Annotated in this window: 16 protein-coding genes; 6 read left to right on the forward strand and 10 right to left on the reverse strand. The window is 64.7% G+C overall.

Annotation, left to right across the window (positions count from 1 at the left end):
• Positions 1 to 5 precede the first annotated feature (5 nt).
• Together GYK42_RS23855 and GYK42_RS23860 are read right to left on the reverse strand one after the other, a co-directional pair.
• Positions 6 to 1,259, reverse strand: a complete 1,254-nt coding sequence (locus GYK42_RS23855) for a TerD family protein (RefSeq protein ID WP_166449514.1) — start codon at positions 1,257 to 1,259, stop codon at positions 6 to 8.
• A gap of 76 nt (positions 1,260 to 1,335) precedes the next feature.
• The gene (locus tag GYK42_RS23860; protein ID WP_034784423.1) at positions 1,336 to 1,911 is read right to left on the reverse strand and encodes a TerD family protein; all 576 of its coding nucleotides are present in this window, start codon (positions 1,909 to 1,911) and stop codon (positions 1,336 to 1,338) included.
• 180 nt (positions 1,912 to 2,091) lie between these two features.
• On the opposite strand from GYK42_RS23860, the gene GYK42_RS23865 reads away from it, so the two are divergent.
• The 4 genes from GYK42_RS23865 (at position 2,092) to GYK42_RS23880 (ending at position 7,454) form a co-directional block, all read left to right on the forward strand.
• Entirely contained in the window at positions 2,092 to 2,907 is an 816-nt protein-coding gene (locus tag GYK42_RS23865) for an alpha/beta fold hydrolase (RefSeq protein WP_166449515.1), read from the forward strand.
• Positions 2,904 to 3,389, forward strand: coding sequence for a dihydrofolate reductase (locus GYK42_RS23870; protein WP_166449516.1), 486 nt, complete (start codon positions 2,904 to 2,906; stop codon positions 3,387 to 3,389). The genes GYK42_RS23865 and GYK42_RS23870 overlap by 4 nt, the downstream gene beginning before the upstream one ends.
• 251 nt (positions 3,390 to 3,640) lie before the next feature.
• Complete coding sequence (locus GYK42_RS23875) at positions 3,641 to 5,905, forward strand: arginine/lysine/ornithine decarboxylase (protein WP_034755510.1); 2,265 nt, start codon at positions 3,641 to 3,643, stop codon at positions 5,903 to 5,905.
• A 160-nt stretch (positions 5,906 to 6,065) separates the two neighbouring features.
• Complete coding sequence (locus tag GYK42_RS23880) at positions 6,066 to 7,454, forward strand: sigma-54-dependent transcriptional regulator (protein ID WP_166449517.1); 1,389 nt, start codon at positions 6,066 to 6,068, stop codon at positions 7,452 to 7,454.
• Positions 7,455 to 7,460: 6 nt separating this feature from the next.
• On the opposite strand, the gene GYK42_RS23885 is transcribed toward GYK42_RS23880, so the two are convergent.
• From GYK42_RS23885 to GYK42_RS23920, 8 genes are all read right to left on the reverse strand, one after another.
• Positions 7,461 to 8,192 carry an amidohydrolase family protein gene (locus GYK42_RS23885; RefSeq protein WP_240943768.1) on the reverse strand — a complete coding sequence of 244 codons (732 nt, stop codon included), beginning with the start codon at positions 8,190 to 8,192 and terminating at the stop codon, positions 7,461 to 7,463.
• Between the two features lie 6 nt (positions 8,193 to 8,198).
• Entirely contained in the window at positions 8,199 to 8,861 is a 663-nt protein-coding gene (locus GYK42_RS23890; RefSeq protein ID WP_166449518.1) for a hypothetical protein, read from the reverse strand.
• 34 nt (positions 8,862 to 8,895) lie between these two features.
• Complete coding sequence (locus tag GYK42_RS23895; RefSeq protein WP_166449519.1) at positions 8,896 to 9,819, reverse strand: GIY-YIG nuclease family protein; 924 nt, start codon at positions 9,817 to 9,819, stop codon at positions 8,896 to 8,898.
• Positions 9,803 to 10,831 (reverse strand): aminotransferase class I/II-fold pyridoxal phosphate-dependent enzyme, encoded by a 1,029-nt coding sequence (locus tag GYK42_RS23900; protein ID WP_166449520.1) that lies wholly within the window; start codon positions 10,829 to 10,831, stop codon positions 9,803 to 9,805. Before GYK42_RS23900 ends, GYK42_RS23895 begins: the two co-directional genes overlap by 17 nt.
• A 20-nt stretch (positions 10,832 to 10,851) precedes the next feature.
• The gene (locus GYK42_RS23905; protein ID WP_166449521.1) at positions 10,852 to 13,014 is read right to left on the reverse strand and encodes a hypothetical protein; all 2,163 of its coding nucleotides are present in this window, start codon (positions 13,012 to 13,014) and stop codon (positions 10,852 to 10,854) included.
• A gap of 10 nt (positions 13,015 to 13,024) precedes the next feature.
• Positions 13,025 to 14,380, reverse strand: coding sequence for a hypothetical protein (locus tag GYK42_RS23910; protein ID WP_166449522.1), 1,356 nt, complete (start codon positions 14,378 to 14,380; stop codon positions 13,025 to 13,027).
• A gap of 4 nt (positions 14,381 to 14,384) precedes the next feature.
• Positions 14,385 to 15,119: a hypothetical protein gene (locus tag GYK42_RS23915; protein WP_166449523.1), complete on the reverse strand. Its 735-nt coding sequence runs from the start codon at positions 15,117 to 15,119 to the stop codon at positions 14,385 to 14,387.
• A 63-nt stretch (positions 15,120 to 15,182) separates the two neighbouring features.
• A complete protein-coding gene (locus GYK42_RS23920) occupies positions 15,183 to 15,749 on the reverse strand; it encodes a hypothetical protein (RefSeq protein ID WP_166449524.1) in 567 nt (188 codons plus the stop codon).
• Between the two features lie 416 nt (positions 15,750 to 16,165).
• Between GYK42_RS23920 and GYK42_RS23925 the strand changes: the two genes are divergently transcribed.
• On the forward strand, positions 16,166 to 17,971 hold the full coding sequence (locus GYK42_RS23925) for a DUF1800 domain-containing protein (RefSeq protein WP_166449525.1): 1,806 nt from the start codon (positions 16,166 to 16,168) through the stop codon (positions 17,969 to 17,971).
• A 10-nt stretch (positions 17,972 to 17,981) separates the two neighbouring features.
• A partial coding sequence (locus GYK42_RS23930; RefSeq protein WP_166449526.1) for a DUF1501 domain-containing protein occupies positions 17,982 to 18,517 on the forward strand: 536 nt, incomplete at its 3' end.

Genomic DNA, 18,517 nt, shown 5'->3' on the forward strand with positions numbered 1-18,517 from the left:
ATCTCCTAGGCGATGTAGCGGCGCGGATTGTCCGCATTGCAATCATCTTCATCTTCCTTGTCCTCGCCCTTGAAGACGACGGGGCCGTTGAAGGCCAGCTGCAGGTTCTCGCCCTGCCAGCTCAGCCACGGCGTCGCTTCGCTGCCCGGCTCCGACGTCTTGCCGGACGGCTCGAGGATGATGCTGTCGGGCGTGATGCGCGCCATGCCGATCACATAGGTGTAGACGGTGTCGTCGTCGGCCGCCTTGGACAAACGAAAATCGAACGCGCACTCGACGGTCTGCTCGCCATATTGCATGACCATTTTCGGCCGCATGGAGGCCACCGAGACGGCGCCGTTGGCCACCGCCGAATACACGCTGAAGACGAGGCCCACCGTGCCGCCGTAATGCTGCGCCAGTGCGGGATTGACTTCCACCGTTTCCGTGGCCGGCTCCTTGCCCGCCGCGCCCGCCACGTCGCCCAGGTGGCGCACGTAGGGCATGACGTCGAAGCTGCCTGCCGTGTCCGGCGCCTGGATGAAGCGCATCTGGCCGTTTGGCAAGAGGATACCGACTCTTAAATCGAGGTCGTCATTATCATCGTCGCCATCACCGTTATCGACCCAGGTGGCCTTGACGGTGAGTTTTTTCGGCGCGCCCACGCCCTTTTCCAGCGATACTTTGTGCGTCTGGCCCGCCTTGGTCAGCGAGATTTTGGACAGGGAAATTTTGGGTGTCGGCGCCGGTTCCGCTGCCGCCTGCGCCACTACACCGCCGAAATGGGCAACCAGGGCGTCAAGGCCGCCATTGAAACCCTGGCCCACGGCCATGAAACGCCAGCCCCCGTCCTTGCGGTAGAACTCGCCCAGCATGACGGCTTTTTCTTGCGCAAAATCGGCACCCGCATACGTGTAGCGGGCCAATTCTCTCGCGCCGTCAAGCAGGCGCAGATGGCCGCTGCCCAGCCGTGCCATCGTGGCGTCGCCATCGATGGCGGCCGTGACGACCAGGCGCTCGATGGAGGCAGGCAAGCGGTCCAACTGGTAGCTGAAACCGGCCGTATCGCCGGGCGGCGCAGAGGTTTCCGCGCCGCCGCACGGCGTGCGCGGCTGGTTGAAGAAAGTCATGTAGCGGTCGTCGGACAACTTGCCGGCGGCATCGAGGCCGAAACAGGCAAAATCCAGCGGCACGCCGGCGCTGCCAAGACCCAGTTGCACGACGTTACCCGTGACGAGGCCGGACAGCGCCAGGCGCTGCCCCTTGATCAGGTTTTCCATGGAGTCAGGGAGAAAGAAGGGAGAGACAGAACCGGGCAGCGGTGCCACCCGGCACATTTACACAAACAACTGGTTTTTAAGCGTTAATACCGAACGAGCGGGCCAGAGGGCCCAGGCCGCCTTTGAAACCCTGGCCGATGGCCTTGAATTTCCATTCGCTGCCGGCGCGGTAGATTTCGCCGAAGATCATGGCCGCTTCCGTCGAGCCGTCTTCCGACAGGTCGTAGCGGGCGATTTCCGCGCCGTTGTCACCGTTCAGGCAGCGGATGTAGGCCTTGCCGACCATGCCGAAGTTCTGCTTGCGGTTTTCCGCGTCGTGAATGGTGACGGCCACGGCGATCTTGTCGATGTCGGCAGGCACGTTGGCCAGGTCGACGGCAACTTTCTCGTCATCGCCATCGCCGCCGCCCGTCGTATTGTCGCCCGCGTGGACGATGGAGCCGTCAGCCGACTTCAGGTTGTTGTAAAAAATGAAATCGGCATCGGAGCGGGCCTTGCCATCCGTTTTCAGCAGGAAGGCGCTGCCGTCCAGGTCAAATGCGGCGCCATCGGTGGCGCGCGGGTCCCAGCCCAGGCCAATCACGATTTTCTTCAAGCCAGGAGCTTCCTTGCTCAGGTTGACATTGCCGCCTTTTTGCAAACTGATCGCCATGGTGTTTCCTCTTTATTTAATTAATGGGTTGCATTCGGTGTTTCAGGTCACGTCACCGGTACCCCGGCTTGATGAGCCATGAGCCTACCATAAAGTTCCTGCTTGCCAGCCGCGCACTATTGAAAATAATACCATAAGGAAAATACCACGCCACTGCCCGAATGCGCAAAATGACGGATAATGCCGCTCGACAAAAATTTTCACCATTACTTGACCCCAGGCTTGTCCTTGAAGAATACCCAGATACGGCTCGACTGCATTCCTGGCACCCTGTGCGACGAGCGCATGTGGTCGCGCCTGGCGCCTGCCCTGGGCGGCTCCTTTGATCTGCAGCACGTTCCCCTGCATGAGGCGCGCACGCGCACGCAGATGCAGGCACTGATTGCCAGCCACAGCGCCCAACAGGCCCATCTGGTGGGTTTTTCGCTGGGCGCCTATCTGGCGCTGGAACACGCGCTGGCACACCCGCAGCGCATCCAGTCTCTCACTTTGATCGCCAATTCGGCCAAAGGTTTGCTGCCTGCGGAAATAAGCGCGCGCCAGCGCATCGTCGCCATGCTCGAGCGCAATCCCTATGCGGGCATCACGCGCCAGCGCCTGCGCGAACTGCTGCATCCGTCGCACCTGGACGATGCATCGATCACGGGCCTGATCCAGCAGATGGGGCTGGACCTGGGCAAGGACGTGCTGCTGGCGCAATTCATCACCACTATCGCCCGCCCTGACCTGATGGCGCGCTTGCCGGAACTCGATTGCCCCGTACTGATCGTGGGCGCGGAAGACGACAAGCTCGTCAATCCCGACGATTTGCGCGCCATGGCCGCCCGCCTGCCGCAGGCCACCCTGCACTTATTAAAAGAGACCGGCCACATGATTCCGCTGGAAGCGCCGGGCCCGCTGGCCGACGCCATGCGTGCGCATCTGGAGACCGCGGGCAATTTCAACGATAATGACGGGCATCGGGCATCGCCCTCACCACTTTCAAAGAACCAATGAGCCATTTGACCATCATCGTCGCTACCGACCAGCAAGGCGGCATCGGCATCAACAACACCCTGCCGTGGAAATTGCCGGAAGACCTCGCGCATTTCAAGCGTTTGACGACGGGCCACCCCATCCTCATGGGCCGCAAGACCTTCGATTCCATCGGCCGTCCGCTGCCGAACCGCCGCAACATCGTCATCACGCGCAATCCGGACTGGCGCCATGAGGGCGTGGAAGCCGTGTCGTCGGTGGAAGCGGCCATCGCCCTGCTGGCCGGCGCCGAAGGCTATGTCATCGGCGGCGCGGAAATCTACCAGCAGTCACTGCCCCTGACACAGCGTTTGATCATCACGGAAATCGGCCAGACCTTCGACTGCGACGCCTTTTTCCCCGCCGTTGACCATGCTGTGTGGCAAGAAACCGCGCGTGTAGCCCATGCTTCGGAGAAATCCGGCCTGCCGTACGCCTTTGTCACGCTGGAACGCAAAGCCTGATAAGGTTGATGCAAGGTAGATATCGATCGGCCAGAATGTTGCTGTAATACCCCTGTCATACCCATGCGTCACGCTAGCGTACGCTTGTGACGCTTTGCTACGATATTTTTTTCCCGCAGAGGCCGCATTTCTGCGAGAATCCCGTTCTTATTTTTTTTCTGCGGCTGCCGGGTTGCACTACCGCCTGACCGTCGCGCCCTAGTCCGCCCCTTCACATCTGTCAGGGGCGGCTTGCTTTTTTGGAGACATGCATGAAATTTCGTTTCCCTATCGTCATCATTGACGAGGATTTCCGTTCTGAAAATACGTCCGGCCTGGGCATTCGCGCCCTTGCCGCCGCAATGGAAAAAGAAGGCATGGAAGTGCTGGGCGTGACCAGCTACGGCGATTTGTCGCAATTTGCCCAGCAACAATCGCGCGCGTCGGCCTTCGTGCTGTCGATCGACGATGAAGAATTCGGCGGCGGTTCCATCGAGGAAACCGACCACGCCTTGAAATCGCTGCGCGCCTTCGTCGAGGAAATCCGCTACAAGAACGCCGACATCCCTATTTATCTGTACGGCGAAACGCGCACTTCGCGCCATATCCCCAACGATATCCTGCGCGAACTGCATGGTTTCATCCACATGTTCGAAGATACGCCGGAATTCGTCGCGCGCCACATCATCCGCGAAGCGAAGTCCTACCTGGACGGCCTGTCGCCGCCGTTTTTCCGCGCGCTCGTGCACTACGCCAACGACGGCTCCTACTCGTGGCACTGCCCCGGCCACTCGGGCGGCGTGGCGTTCCTCAAATCCCCGATCGGCCAGATGTTCCACCAGTTCTTCGGTGAAAACATGTTGCGCGCCGACGTCTGCAACGCCGTCGAGGAACTGGGCCAGCTGCTCGACCATACGGGTCCTGTCGCCGCGTCCGAGCGCAATGCGGCGCGCATCTTCAATGCCGACCATTGCTATTTCGTCACCAACGGCACCTCGACTTCGAACAAGATGGTGTGGCACTCGACCGTGGCGCCAGGCGACATCGTCGTCGTCGACCGCAACTGCCACAAGTCGATCCTGCATTCGATCATCATGTGCGGCGCCATCCCCGTGTTCCTGATGCCGACGCGCAATCACCTGGGCATCATCGGCCCTATCCCGCTGCATGAATTCACGCCGGAAAGCATTGCCCGCAAGATCGAGGCAAATCCATTCGCGCGCGAAGCGAAGAACAAGAAGCCGCGCATCCTGACCATCACGCAATCGACCTACGATGGCGTGATCTACAACGTGGAAACCCTGCGCGAAATGCTCGACGGCAAGATCGACACCCTGCACTTCGATGAAGCGTGGCTGCCGCACGCCACCTTCCACGATTTCTACAAGAATATGCACGCCATCGGCAAGGACCGTCCGCGCGCCAAGGAATCGATGATCTTCTCGACCCAGTCCACGCACAAATTGCTGGCTGGCCTGTCGCAGGCCTCGCAAATCCTCGTGCGCGAATCGGACACGGTCAAGCTGGACCAGGACGCCTTCAACGAGGCTTACCTGATGCATACCTCGACCTCGCCGCAGTATTCCATCATCGCCTCGTGCGACGTGGCTGCGGCCATGATGGAAGCGCCGGGCGGCACGGCCCTGGTGGAGGAATCAATCATGGAAGCACTCGATTTCCGCCGCGCCATGAAGAAGATCGACCAGGAGTGGGGCCAGGACTGGTGGTTCCAGGTCTGGGGTCCGTCCAGCTTCAACGACGAAGGCATGGGCCAGCAGGAAGACTGGATGATACGCGCCGAGGATGACTGGCACGGCTTCGGCGACCTGGCTCCCGGATTCAACATGCTCGACCCGATCAAGGCGACCATCGTCAACCCGGGCCTGTCGCTGGATGGCCAGTTCGGCGACACGGGCATTCCCGCGTCCATCGTCACCAAGTACCTGGCCGAGCACGGCGTCATCATTGAAAAATGCGGCCTGTACTCGTTCTTCATCATGTTTACCATCGGTATCACCAAGGGCCGCTGGAATACCTTGTTGACCGCGTTGCAGCAGTTCAAGGACGACTACGACAAGAACCAGCCGATGTGGCGCATCCTGCCGGAATTTGCGGCAGCCAACCCACGCTACGAAAAAATGGGCTTGCGCGACCTGTGCCAGCAAATCCACGATTTCTACAAGGCCTACGACGTGGCGCGTCTGACGACGGAAATGTATCTGTCGGACATGATCCCGGCCATGAAGCCGTCGGATGCCTTCGCCAAGATGGCGCACCGCGAAATCGAGCGCGTGGCCATCGACGAACTGGAAGGCCGCATCACGTCCATCCTGCTGACGCCGTATCCACCGGGCATCCCGCTCTTGATCCCGGGCGAGCGCTTCAACAAGACCATCGTCGACTACCTGCGCTTCGCGCGCGACTTCAACGAGCGCTTCCCCGGCTTCGAGACGGATGTGCATGGTCTCGTGAAACGCGAAGTCGATGGCAAGCGCGGTTATTTTGTCGACTGCGTCAAGTTGGACGAGAACGTCTAAAAACGTCGACCTTCGTTGAACTTCATTAAATAGCGCCGCCTGATGCAAATCAGGCGGCGTTTTTCATTTCATGAACTACCGCGCACGCTTGCGCCAGATCAAACGGCTGGGGTGTCGGGCTTCTAAGATGGGCGACTCGTGCCCTCGTGATGGCTGGCATATGACGCTCAAGGTGTGGCTGGAAATCGTGCAGCAGGCGGCGGCTGGCAGTGGCGCCTTGCTGATGACGGCCTTGAAGCAGGCTCAGGTAACTGTTGCCCGGCGGCACGATGGCGAGGAGGATGGGGCGGGCATCGTGCTGTTTGCCGAGGCCAATGCCGCGCTGCTGCAAGCGCTGCCGGCGCTATGCCACCATGCTTCCGTACTGGCCATTGCCGCCTGCGGCCAGCCCCCTAGCTGCGCGCAAAAGCGCGCACTGCTGGCGGCAGGCGCGCTCGATGTGCTGCTGTGGCCGGCCGGTAGCATCGATGCGGGCCAGGTGCTGGCGCGCCTGCAGCGCTGGCAGGCCGTGGCGCAGTTGCTGGCGTCCAGCGCCGTGCGCCAGCAACTGGTGGGCGACAGCGCGGCCTGGACCGCCTTGCTGCACCAGGTGGTGGAAATGGCGGCCTTCAGCCAGGCGTCGATGCTGATCACGGGCGAGACGGGCACGGGCAAGGATTTACTGGCGCAACTGGTCCACCGCCTCGGCAACTGCAGCGGCGACTTCACCATTCTCGACTGCACCACCCTGTCGCCGGAACTGGCGGGCAGCGAACTGTTCGGCCATGAACGGGGCGCCTTTACGGGCGCGTCGGCCGCGCGCGACGGCGCTTTCGCCCTGGCCGACGGCGGCGTGCTCTTCCTCGATGAAGTGGGAGAGCTGCCGCTGCCGCTGCAGGCGCAGCTGCTACGCGCCATCCAGGAGCGCAAATACAAGCGCGTGGGCGGCAATACCTGGCAGCCGACGCAATTTCGGCTCGTCTGCGCCACCAACCGCGAGCTGGAACATGAGGTGGCGCGCGGCGCCTTCCGCGCCGACCTGTATTACCGCATCGCCGGCTGGCGTTGCCAGACCCCGCCCCTGCGCGAACGCCAGGACGACATCCTGCCGCTGGCCCGGCATTTCCTCGCTGAACTGGCGCAACAGCCGCCGCCCGCGCTGGACGCTGCCGTGCGCGAATACCTGCTGCTGCGCGAGTATCCGGGCAATGTGCGCGAACTGCGCCAGACCGTCACGCGCATCTGGCACCGCCATTGCGGCCCCGGCCCCATCACCATCGGCGCCCTGCCGCCCGACGAACGGCTGCTGGCGCCGCTCTGGCCCGACCAGCACTTCGAAGCGACCGTGCGGCGGGCGCTGGCCCAGGGCTGCAAGCTGTCGCACATCACGCGCTGCGCCACCGACATAGCCATCCGCCTCGTGCTGGCGGAAGAACACGGCAACAACCAGCGCGCCGCCGCCCGCCTTGGCGTGACCGACCGCGCCCTGCAGATACGCCGCAAGGCGGCCGCCGGCGAAGAGCAAGCCACTACGGCCACTACTGCCGCGACACCGCCGGCCGCCCTTTGATCTGCCTCACGCCAGCCGCGCCAGCCGCAAAAAATTACCGCCCGTGATCAGCGCCGCATCGGCTGGCGGCAATCCCAGCAACTCAATCTTGTGCAATTCCAGCCCCGGATGCAGCCAAGGGCCGTCCGAGCCGAACAAGACCTTGTGCGGCCCCGCGCGGCGCACGGCCTGCTGCAGCAAGTCGAAGCGGCGCACGCCCGAGCTGTCCGTATGGATATTCGGATGGCGAACCAGATGGTCGATCAGCGCCAGCTGCGCCGCCCAGTCGTCGCCAAAGCTGCCCAGGTGGGGAAGGATAAAATCGACGTCGGGATACTGCTGCGCCAGCAGTTCGGCCACGGCCACCTCGCCGGCCGGGTCGTACAGCACGGGCAAGCCGAAGAAGCGCGCCGCATCGCACAGTTCGCCGCTGATGCGCGCGTCAAGCCGGTGCGCCTTGATGCCGACAAAGCCGTAGCGCTCGACGGCCGTGCGCACCAGGTCCATGATGCGGCCCCGGTCGCGCCGAGCATGCACGAAGGCAAAGCCATAAAAACGCTGCGGATCGGCGGCGACCAGGCGCGCCACCCCATGGTTGGCGATGGCGTAATCGGAGTGGAAGGCGGCGAACAGCACGCTGCGGGCGATGCCGGCCGCCTGGGCGCGGCGCAAGTAGGCCTGTAGCGGCGCATCGCTGTCCCACGGCCCGCTCAAGCCGTCGCCGGGTCCCGCATGGCAGTGGCAATCGATGATCATCATGCCGCGCTATTGCCAGTCGCCCATGACAACGATGCGGTTGCCGCGCCGGCGCCAGCGTCCGCTTTCATCTTCCGGCTGCGGCGCAGGCGAGCGAAAGTGCGGCAATTGCTGGTGCAGGGCACGCGTCAGCGCACTTTCCACGGCGCGCGCGCTGCCATCGCTGTCGCCGGCCAGACGCGCCGCCTGCCCCGCGATGCGCACGAAGCGGCGCGCCAGCGCCAGTTCGCGGTCGGCCGGCGCTTCGCCCTCCGCTTCGCCTTCCATCTCCATCTCCAGCGCATTGCTGGCCGCGCGTCCCAGGGCCGAGCCGAGCGCCGTGCCCACGCCCGGTACCGGGATCATCGAACCGAGGGCGCCGCCGACAAAGGGCAAGGCCGTCCTGGCCACGGCCTTCAAGGCGCCGCCCAGGGGCTTGGCCATCTTGGCGATGGTGGAACCCATTTTATTGACGCCCTTCCACACGCTCTTGAAGACATTGCCGAGAAACTGCTCCAGCTCCTCCTCGCTGGCCACTTCCAGCAACTCCATGGCCAGTTGCAGTTCTTCCTCTTCGCTGAAGACGGCCGGCGCGCGGTCCTTGCCGGGCCAGGCCTGGCCAAATTCCAGCACTTCAAACGCGGCGCCGGCCCGCTGCCGGCATTGCCCGCATTGACATTCGAGTTGGTGCATGATGGCCTCCTTCGCAGTCATCGAGGTGCTGGCGTCAGCCCCACATTTCGCCCAGCACGGCCATTTCCAGTTCGCGCCGCTGGTTCGTCAGCACGCCGCGCCGGTGGGTAAACATGTCGCTGTGGATACCCTTTTCCAGGCTGCGCCGCTGTGCGGCCGAGGAGAGCGGCGCCACATAGACGTCATGCCCGCTCATGTCCATGCCCATCATCTTGCCGCACAGGTGGTGCTGTTTCAGGCGCCGCCGCAAATCGTCGGTCTGGCCGCTGTAGGCGCGCCGGCCATCCCGGGTGTTGAACTCGATCACATACAGGCCCGGCCCCGTGGCGTTCGCATCGTTGACGGCCTGCGGAATCGCTCCCACCGCCTGGTAGCGTAAGGCCGCCGCGCCGGGCACGCGGCCCAGGGTGGACGCCAGGATGGGCGGCACTTCGCCCTGCATCTGGCCGCCATCCTGGTCCGGGTCTTGCCCCAACCCTTGATCCCGTCCTTGATCCTGCCCCTGGTCCTGGTCCTGATCCGTGTCCTGATACGGCGCAGGCTCCTGCTGGCCGCCGAACACGGGATATGGCGCAGGATAAATGGTGGGGTAGATGGCGCCATAGCCGCCCCAGCCCCGGTAGCGCGGCAGATACGGCAGGGGCGGCGGAGGATAGCGGGGCGGCCGGCGGCCCTGGCCCTGGTAGCGTGGCGGCGCGGGACGGCGCGGGCCCCGCAGCGGCGGCCTCGCACGCAGGCCGCCACCGCGCATGGCGCCGCGTGCGCCGCCAGGACGCGTACGCTCGCCTTCCCATTCGCTCTCCCATTCACCTTCCCATTCACCTTCCCACTCGCCCTCTTCCTCCCCCTCTTGCGTCTCTTCTTGCGACCACTCCTGCGACCATTCCCCCGACCACTCCTGCTCGCCGGCCGCTCCCGCCTGCCCCGCAAAGGGCAGCATTTCAAACGCTTCGTTCATATCGCCTCCTCGTGTGATGTTCAAGCAAGTCCATCGCCTGCTCCAGTTGCCGGGGCGTCTGGTCGGCCCGCAGCAGAAAAGTCAGCGCGCCGGGACCGTCCCCCGCTTGCGCCAGCGCCAGCACGCCCGCGGCGCGCAAGGCTGGCTGCAAATGGGCGCGCCCTGGCAGGCGCTGCACGGGAAAGCTGCCGCCCTGGCAAGCGATGCCGGCCGCCGCCATTCCCGTCCGCCATTGCGCCACCCTGTCCGCCAGCCTGGACCGCAAGGCGTCGCCATGGCGCGCATTGAGCGCCAGCGCCCGCCGCGCCGCCGCCAGCACGGCGGCCGAGGGAGGACTGGCATGCACGCGCGTCTGGCTGTGCGCCGCGAAGCGCCGCAACAGCTTGCGGCTGCCGGCCAGCACGGCCAGCGGCACGCCGAATCCCTTGGCCAGCGAGGCGCCGACGATCAGCGATTCCCCATGCAAGCCATGCAGCCGCGCCGAGCCGCCGCCCTGTGTACCCGTCACGCCCAGCACCTGTGTGTCATCCAGCAGCAGATAACCGCCGGCCTGGTGCGCCAGGGTCGCATAGCCGGCCAGCGGCAAGACCCGTTCGCTGCCCGGCACATAGCCATCGGCCAGGATCAATGGACGCCGCCCTTGCCTGCCCCAGGCCCTCATCAGCTGCCGCAGCGCCGCCATCTCGCCGCTGGGAAACAATCGTAGCGGCACGCCCAGCGCCTGCGCCCGCTCGGCGCCCCAGCGCGCGATGGCGTAGCTGCCGCCATCGACGAGGATCACCAGGCGCTCGGCAGCCAGCATGCCGAACAGGTCCCAGAACAGGTGCAGGGTCGACGGCAGCAAGCAGGCCGCCTCGCAGCCTTGCAGGGCAGCCAGGTCTGCGGCCAGGGCCAGCGCGCCGGGCGGCTCCTGCAGCGCCGCCGGCTGGCCCAGGGTCAAGCTGCTCCACGGCGCCAGCGAGGCCGCCGGATGGCGCATGCCCAGGTACAGGGCGCTGGTAAAATCGAGCATGCACGCGCCTCCCTCCCGTCCTAGACGCTGCGCAGCTGCTGGCTCAGGCGCTGGCGCAGCAATACCGAGGGCATCGTCGATTCGACCACCGGGTCGCTGCTGTCGACGGACAGATCGACGCCGGTGGCGGCGCGGTAGCCATGGATATAGCCCTGCACTTGCGGCCGCCAGAAGCGCGCCCAGTTGAAGGCCTGGGTCGGCTCGTAAATATCGCTCCAGTTGCCGTAACGCACAGACAGCAGCAATTGCTCGCCAAAGATGGCCAGGTTACGGAAGTGCATCACGCTCGTATCCGTCCAGCCCTGCAGTTTCTTCATGGCGTCAACCCTGTCCATCCACGGTTCCGGATACGCCACCATCACGCGCGTGGGTAAAAATTCACGGAATTCGGGACGCGCCAGCATCCATTGCTGCATCAACATCTCGATGCGCGCCGTCGATGGCAAGTCGCCGAACTGGTTGTGCGCGCCCTGCGACAGGATCAGGTGGATCTCTTTCAAGGCATTCAGCACGGGGAAGGCGTCGGCCTTCACGGTGGTGTCGTCATCCTGCTTGTAGAACGAGGTCAGCAGGCGCAGCAAGTGGTGGAACGCTTCCAGGAATTTGGAGCGGCTATCGGCTGGCCGGAAGTGCTGCACTGCCTTGCCGTCCAGGCGCACACCGTAGTGATGGTCATACTCATAATTCCGGCGCATCACGGTCAGCCGATGCTGTTCATCCTGCGTGTATCCCCAGAGTAAATTATTCAGCGGACGCAACATGTCGATTTCCGTGTTCGACAGGGGATCGACATGGTTGCCCGGCCCGCGCAGGTTCTGGAAGCGTTGCGCGATGGCGTTCATGGTCTGCACCAGCATGCCCTCCTCATGCCAGTATGACCAGATCAGTTCCAGCAGGCAGGGATTGGCCAGCTTTTCCTGGATGATACCAAAGCACAGGTCGACTTCACCTTCCTGGCCGCGCGGGATGCTGATGGGAATGTCGGGCAGCTTGCGGCGGATCACGGCCAGATAAGGCAAGGTCTGGAAGCCGTCGATGTTTTCCAGGTAATCGTTGCGCAGCACGGTTTCCAGGTCGCGCCCCTGGGGGATGTCGCGCCGGTCCAGGTAGGCGTTGTCCTCGGCAGGATTGAAGGCCAGCGGCTGGTTCAGCACGCCGCAATTGACCATCACGAACGCTTCCGTCGCCACTTTCAGCACGCGGTAGGAGTCGGAATCCGAGAACGGCAGCGCGCGGCGCTGCCTGAGCTGCTGAAACACCTCCGCCTTTTTGACGAAGCGCTCCTGCTCGAAGCCGCGCACGCTGGCCAGGTCGCCGCAAAACAGGCTGTCCATGAAATGCAGGTAATTCGTAAACGACATCGCCTCGGTGCTGTTGCGTATCAAGGTCCACAGCGGCAAGTCTTCCGTGGGCTCCGTTTCCGTGCGCGTCAGCGACATGCCCACATTGCCCGAGATCGGTTGCGGCTGGCGCTCTTCCGTCTCGTATTCCGCATCCAGCGCCAGCATGGCGTTCGGGCTCAGCCCTTCCGGCACGGGCAAGGCGCTGCGCAGTTCGGGCCGCTGCGACAGCATCATCTGCGCCATGAAACGGTGCATGCCAGCGCGCCGCACGGGCGTGAAAAAAGCGTTGGCCGCGCCGCGCATGGGCACCCACGGCGCGGCGGCCAGCACCTGCACCTGGTCGCGCCCGTCGGCGCTTTGATCGCCGTCAAACGAAATGGTGGCCACGGCGCGGTCGCCCACCCTGCCGAAATTGCAGTCGCTGGGATGGCAGTCGGCCGTTTCAAATGCCAGCGTCACTTGCGGGTTGAGCTGGGGCGTGAAGCACAGCACGGCGCTGCAGCCGGCCTGCACCGTGACGCACTGGGGCGCCGTGGAGGGGAAATTGCCATACATTCCCACGTAGCTGCCTGTCGCCAGGTCGGTAAACACGGTGCCGCCACGCCCGTCGGTCCAGCGCACGCCCACCAGCATGGCGGGGTCGGGTACCCAGGTGGCGGCATTGAACAGATGGCAATCGGCATCCACGCCCCGGTACAGGCTGATGGCGGCATTGACGACCATGGCCCCGCTGTCCTGCTCGTGCACGGTGACAGCGATGCTGCCGCCGTGGTGTTTCGGACCCGCCTGGCCCGCCCCTCTGTTCTTGCCACCCATATTGCTGCTCATCTTGCTGCTCATGTCATTCTCCTCAATGGATAATCAAACGGGATGCCAGGGGCGGCAGCGGCCCGCCGGGCTGGCGGCCATGGCGCACGACATCGGCGCACAGCTCGGACGTGTCCAGGGTGCTGCGCAAGGCCCAGTGGGTCAGCAAACGCCCCAGCAGTTCGCTTTCATCTTCCGGGCTCAAGGTGCCGCTGGCGCGCGCCTGGCCCAGCACGGCGAAGACCAGCGTCGGCGCGGCCTGGTACATCTGCGCCGGCGCCAAAGTCCAGCTGCGCAACAGCTGCGCCAGCATGGCCGGCTGGCGCGCCTGCACGGCCATGGCCTCGGCCAGCGATGCGCCGCGCAAGGCCGGCGGCCGGTGCTGCACCAGCAAGCCGACCAGGGCCGCGATGCTGGCCTGCAACTGCTCGAGCAGCCGCTGCCGGGCCGGCGGCAGGCCGGTCAGCGGGTAGTACGACAGCCACAGTTGCTCCAGGCGGTCCCATTGCGGATGCGGATACAGGGCCCGCCCCATGGCGCAGCTCAGGCGCACCCGCAGCCATGGCACCGGGTGGGGATCGTCGACATTGAGGCGGAAGACAAATACGCGCGGCAGGCTGACCACGCCGATCAGGCCCAGCGTGGCGGCCACGCCGACCCGCGCCAGCGACCAGAAATCGGCCACGATCTCGGAAATCCACCGCTCCCACAGCTGCCACACGTGCACGGCACCGCTGCCGCCGTGCTGCATGGCTTGCAGCACGGGCCGCAAGGACGCCACCAGGTCCAGCAGCGCCGCGCCTTGGTGCCCCACCTCGTGCACCAGCGACGAGGCGATGCTGCTGCCGATCATGCGTTCGCGCGGCAGGCGGATGATGGCGACGGGATTGTCGCCGCCGCCCGGCAGGCGCGTGCGTGCGCGGCGGATGGCCGCGCCCGGGCCCCGGTCCAGATAGCAGATCACGGGCGGCGCCTGATACACATTGCCGGGCAGCGCCAGCGCGTCGGCGGCAACGATGTCGAGGCCGGCGAGCCACACGCCCGTCTTGTGCTCGCTGCGCTGCGTGATGACTTCGTTGAACAGGTCGAACTGGGTCAGCGCGGCATTGAATTTCAGGCGCAGGAAAGTGAAGCGGCGCTGCGCCTCGGCGGCCGTGGCCATGCTGGCGCCGTTGGCGTGCTCGCGCCGCAGCCACCACTGGAACTGGGCCACCATGCGCCGCAGTTCGCGCCGGCCCTGCACCAGCTGGCTTTCGATGGCCGACTGGGCACTGGGCATCAGGGCGGCCGCCAGCACCGTCGGCTCGATCAGCGCGAACGGTTCCAGCCGCGCCAGCCGCGTCAGCAGCGAGCGCGCCTCCTGCGCCAGCATCCAGGCGGCGTAAGCGCCGATGGCCATGATGTCAGACGCCGTACAGGACGATTTTGTGGCCCTGGCGCGCCCAGCGTCCGCTGGCCGGGCGCATGCCGCCCTGGCCCTGGCCGCGTCCGCCACCCTGCGTCATGCCGCCGCCCGCACCGGCGCCGCCGCCGTTCTGCGTGGCGACCTGGCTGCCTGGGCGTCCCAGCAAGCCGGGCGCGAACTGGCGCGCCGCCGCGCTGGCGGCCGCCTGGGCGATGGCGCGCGGGTCACCCGAACCGCGTGCCATCGCGGCGCGGTTGACGGTGTCGGCGGCCAGGCGCACGAACTGCTTGGCGCCCTCGAATTCGCGGTCTTCGTTCGACGACGCCTCCGCTTCCAGCCCCAGCGCGTTGCCGGCGGCCGAGGCCAGGCCGCTGCCGATCTTGGCGCCCAGCGGGCCGCCGAAATAGCCGCCGATGGCGCCGCCGGCCAGGGGAATGGCTTTTTTCGCTACGCCCTTGAGCACGCCGCCTATGGCTTGTCCCACGGGCGACTTGATGATGCCGCCCGCCACCGAGGCAGCCTTGCGCAGGAAATTGCCGAGAAACTGTTCCAGTTCGGCTTCATTGCTGACCGACAGCAGTTCATTCGCCAGCTCCATTTCCTCGGTCTCGGAAAACATGGCGTTCGCGCCACCCTCGCCACTCCACTCGCCCTGGCCAAACTCGAACTGCTCCGCTTCAAAGCCGGACATCTCCTGCCCGTATTCCAGGGTCGTACGATCCAAGTCATGCATGATCAGCTCCTCAAAGTTATCACCTCGGTTGAGACTACCTTGCCGGACAGACTGGCCGTCCGGCTAACAATCGAGCACGACGATGTGCCCGCCCTCGCGGCGCCAGCGGCCACCGTCCCGCCCTCGCGTTCGCGCCGCCTGCCTGAGCAAGCCCGGCGCCACGCTGCGTGCCACTTGCAGCAGGGCCGTTTCCACCCGCGCCCCGGGCGCGCGCGCGCCCGTGCCGCCGTCCTGCGCCAGCGCCGTATTGACGGCATCGATCAGATGCACGACCTGGCGCGCCAGTTCGAATTCCTTGTCTTCCGGGCTCAACCCTTCCAGTTCCATGCCGAAGATGCCGGCGGCGCGGCGCTTGAGCGCCTGCGGCGAACCGCCATGCAAGGGCAGCAGCGGCGCCACCACCTTGCCCAGCAGCTGGCGCAGCGGCCCTTCCAGCGGCGTGCCGCGCAGCTGCTGGCCCGCCGCGGTAGCGCCCATCTGGCGCGCCAGGAAAGCATCGAACTGGGCCGGCGCCTGCAATTCCAGCAATTGCGCCGCCAGTGCCAGTTCATCTTCCTGCTGCAAAGGCAGCATGCCCGGCGCTTCAGGCAATTCCATTTCGGGACGATAGGCGAGCAGACGGCTGGTCATGGCAGGCTCCGGCAAAACGACAGGGAAGGCACGCGGCCCATGCCCTGTTATCGCAAGGGCCGTGCCAGCAAAGGCAAGGGAAAGAAGTGGGTAGCGGCGAACGGCGTTTCGCCGATAGCGTAAAAACCATGGTTTCCGGCGAAGCGAATTTCGTTGCCACGATGAGCTTTCAAACAAGCTTAATTGGCAGGAATGATTACGTCGCCTATCCGCCACACGGTTCGCTATCGGCAAAAAATATTTTTTATTTTCAAAGAACAAAGTTCGCGCTACCGCGCCGAAAACCGCACCAATACCACGCCAACGTCCGGCAAATAAAAACGTGGCCAACACGTAAATAGTTAATTGAAAACAGGATTTTGGTAGCGAAGGCCTACAATGAATGGGCTAAAATTTGATTGCCCGAGAGAAACTAAATGACTGACCCAACTTTGCGCCGTTTGCTGGCCATCACATTGTTCAGCCTGCTTTCAGCCTGCGGCGGTGGCGGCGACAGCAAGAGCGATTCCACCCAGAAACAGGAAGTATCGGTGGTACCGCCAGCGACCACCGCGCCCGGCGATTCCACGGCCCCCGGCGTCACGCCGGGCGACACCATTGCGCCGCCGCCCCTGACCACGCCCCCAGCCAGCCAGGCCGCGACCACCTTCACGCGCCAGGAAGCGTCGCGTTTCCTGGGCCGCGCCACGTTCGGCCCCAACATGGCCACCATCGATGCGCTGGCCGCCAGCGACAGCGATGCGTGGTTCCGCGCGCAGTTTTCCAGGCCGCAAACCTTGCATCGCAAATATATCGACGCCATGCTGGCGGCGCAGGCCGCCGGCGGGCAAAAAGTGGGATTTACGGGAGTGTATGAAACGTTCTGGCAGCAGGGCATCCGCAGCGAGGATCAATTGCGCCAGCGCGTGGCCTTTGCGCTGTCCGAGATTTTCGTCATCTCCATGCAGAATGAATCCGTGCGGCCGCAGGTGCGTGGCGTGGCCAGTTACTACGACATGCTGGGTCAGCATGCTTTTGGTAACTTCCGCGACCTGCTGGAGGGCGTGGCCCTGCATCCGATGATGGGGCTGTACCTGTCCCACCTGCGCAACCAGAAGGAATCGGCCACGCGCACGCCCGATGAAAACTTTGCCCGCGAAGTGATGCAATTGTTTACCATCGGCCTGTACCAGCTGAATGCGGACGGCAGCCTGAAACTGTCCGGTGGCAAGCCTATCGACACTTACACGCGCGACGACGTGGCAGGCCTGGCTCGCGTCTTTACGGGCTGGAGCTGGGCCGGTCCGGACCAGAGCGCCACGCGTTTCTATGGCGGCACAGCCGATCCCGACCGCGACTGGAAGCCGATGCAGAACTACGCGGCCTATCATTCCAGCGGTGACAAGCGCTTCCTGGGCCAGAGCATCTCCGGCGCCAGCAGCGGGCAGGCAGACTTGAAACTGGCGCTCGATACCCTGTTCAACCATCCCAATGCGGGACCGTTCTTTGCACGCCAGTTGATCCAGCGCCTGGTCAGCAGCAACCCCAGCGCCGCCTACGTGGGCCGTGTGGCCGCCGCGTTTGCCAACAATGGCAGCGGCGTACGCGGCGACATGCAAGCCGTCATCCGCGCCGTGCTGCTCGATCCAGAGGCGCTGGCCCCGGGTGGCACCACTTTACGCACAGGCAAGCTGCGCGAACCACTGCTGCGTCTGGCTGGCTGGATGCGCGCCTTCGATGCCAAGCCAGCCGGGGGCCGCTACAGCCTGTATTACCTCGACGACCCTTTGAGCGGCCTGGGCCAGAATCCCTTGAATCCGTCCTCCGTATTCAGTTTTTTCCGCCCCGCCTATACCCCGCCCAATTCCGCCCTGGCCGGCGCGGGCCTGGTGGCGCCGGAACTGCAGATCACGGCTGAACCGTCGGTGACCGGTTATCTGAACTTCATGCAGGACGCCATCAATAGCGGTGTGGGCGAAAGCCGTGAAGTCAAACCGGATTACACGCGCGAACTGGCGCTGGCCAGCGACACCGGCGCCCTGCTCGACCGCATCAACCTGCTCCTGATGCATGGCAGCATGCCCGCCAGACTGCGCGGGCAAATCCTGACCGCCGTCAATGGCGTCAGCATTCCCGCAGCCACGACGAGCAATGCCGCGCAAGTCGCCACGGCCCAGGCCAACCGCGTCAAGCTGGCCATTTTCCTGACCATGGCCTCGCCGGCCTACCTGGTACAAAAATAAGAGCGATCCCATGCAAAACATCCCCTTTTCCCGTCGCCGCTTCCTCGGTTCCATGCTGAGCCTGGCCGGTACCACGGCCGCCCCCTTCGCCCTGAACCTGGCCGCCATGGGCAACGCCGCCGCGCAGTCGGCCGACGACTACAAGGCCATGGTCTGCCTGTTCATGGCAGGCGGCAACGACGCCTTCAACACGGTGCTGGCCACCGATCCCCCGTCATGGAATGAATACGCGCGCCTGCGCAACACGGGCGGCGCCGATTCCATCCACTTGTCCGGCGTGGGCGAGACGGGCGGCGTACTGCCCATCGTACCCTCCACCGCGCAAACGGGCCGCGCCTTCGCCCTGCATCCCCAGCTGGCGCCCCTGAAAGACCTGTTCGACAATGGCCGCGCCGCCATCGTGGCCAATGTGGGCACCCTGATCCAGCCCGCCACCCTGGCGCAGTACAAGGCGGGCAGCGTGGCCTTGCCGCCCAAGCTGTTCTCGCACAACGACCAGCAGTCGACGTGGCAATCGGGTTCGCCGGAAGGGGCCAGCGTGGGCTG

The sequence above is a fragment of the Janthinobacterium lividum genome (assembly GCF_011601275.1).
Classification (GTDB): Bacteria; Pseudomonadota; Gammaproteobacteria; order Burkholderiales; family Burkholderiaceae_D; genus Janthinobacterium; species Janthinobacterium lividum_E.

Bases quoted from the DNA above. Each gene is read 5' to 3' on its own strand.
- GYK42_RS23870 (WP_166449516.1), top strand. From the start codon at position 2,904: ATGAGCCATTTGACCATCATCGTCGCTACCGACCAGCAAGGCGGCATC.
- GYK42_RS23900 (WP_166449520.1), bottom strand. From the start codon at position 10,831: ATGCTCGATTTTACCAGCGCCCTGTACCTGGGCATGCGCCATCCGGCG.
- GYK42_RS23910 (WP_166449522.1), bottom strand. From the start codon at position 14,380: ATGGCCATCGGCGCTTACGCCGCCTGGATGCTGGCGCAGGAGGCGCGC.
- GYK42_RS23885 (WP_240943768.1), bottom strand. From the start codon at position 8,192: ATGATGATCATCGATTGCCACTGCCATGCGGGACCCGGCGACGGCTTG.
- GYK42_RS23895 (WP_166449519.1), bottom strand. From the start codon at position 9,819: ATGAACGAAGCGTTTGAAATGCTGCCCTTTGCGGGGCAGGCGGGAGCG.
- GYK42_RS23890 (WP_166449518.1), bottom strand. From the start codon at position 8,861: ATGCACCAACTCGAATGTCAATGCGGGCAATGCCGGCAGCGGGCCGGC.
- GYK42_RS23855 (WP_166449514.1), bottom strand. From the start codon at position 1,259: ATGGAAAACCTGATCAAGGGGCAGCGCCTGGCGCTGTCCGGCCTCGTC.
- GYK42_RS23925 (WP_166449525.1), top strand. From the start codon at position 16,166: ATGACTGACCCAACTTTGCGCCGTTTGCTGGCCATCACATTGTTCAGC.
- GYK42_RS23875 (WP_034755510.1), top strand. From the start codon at position 3,641: ATGAAATTTCGTTTCCCTATCGTCATCATTGACGAGGATTTCCGTTCT.
- GYK42_RS23860 (WP_034784423.1), bottom strand. From the start codon at position 1,911: ATGGCGATCAGTTTGCAAAAAGGCGGCAATGTCAACCTGAGCAAGGAA.
- GYK42_RS23920 (WP_166449524.1), bottom strand. From the start codon at position 15,749: ATGACCAGCCGTCTGCTCGCCTATCGTCCCGAAATGGAATTGCCTGAA.
- GYK42_RS23905 (WP_166449521.1), bottom strand. From the start codon at position 13,014: ATGAGCAGCAAGATGAGCAGCAATATGGGTGGCAAGAACAGAGGGGCG.
- GYK42_RS23915 (WP_166449523.1), bottom strand. From the start codon at position 15,119: ATGCATGACTTGGATCGTACGACCCTGGAATACGGGCAGGAGATGTCC.
- GYK42_RS23865 (WP_166449515.1), top strand. From the start codon at position 2,092: ATGCCGCTCGACAAAAATTTTCACCATTACTTGACCCCAGGCTTGTCC.
- GYK42_RS23880 (WP_166449517.1), top strand. From the start codon at position 6,066: ATGACGCTCAAGGTGTGGCTGGAAATCGTGCAGCAGGCGGCGGCTGGC.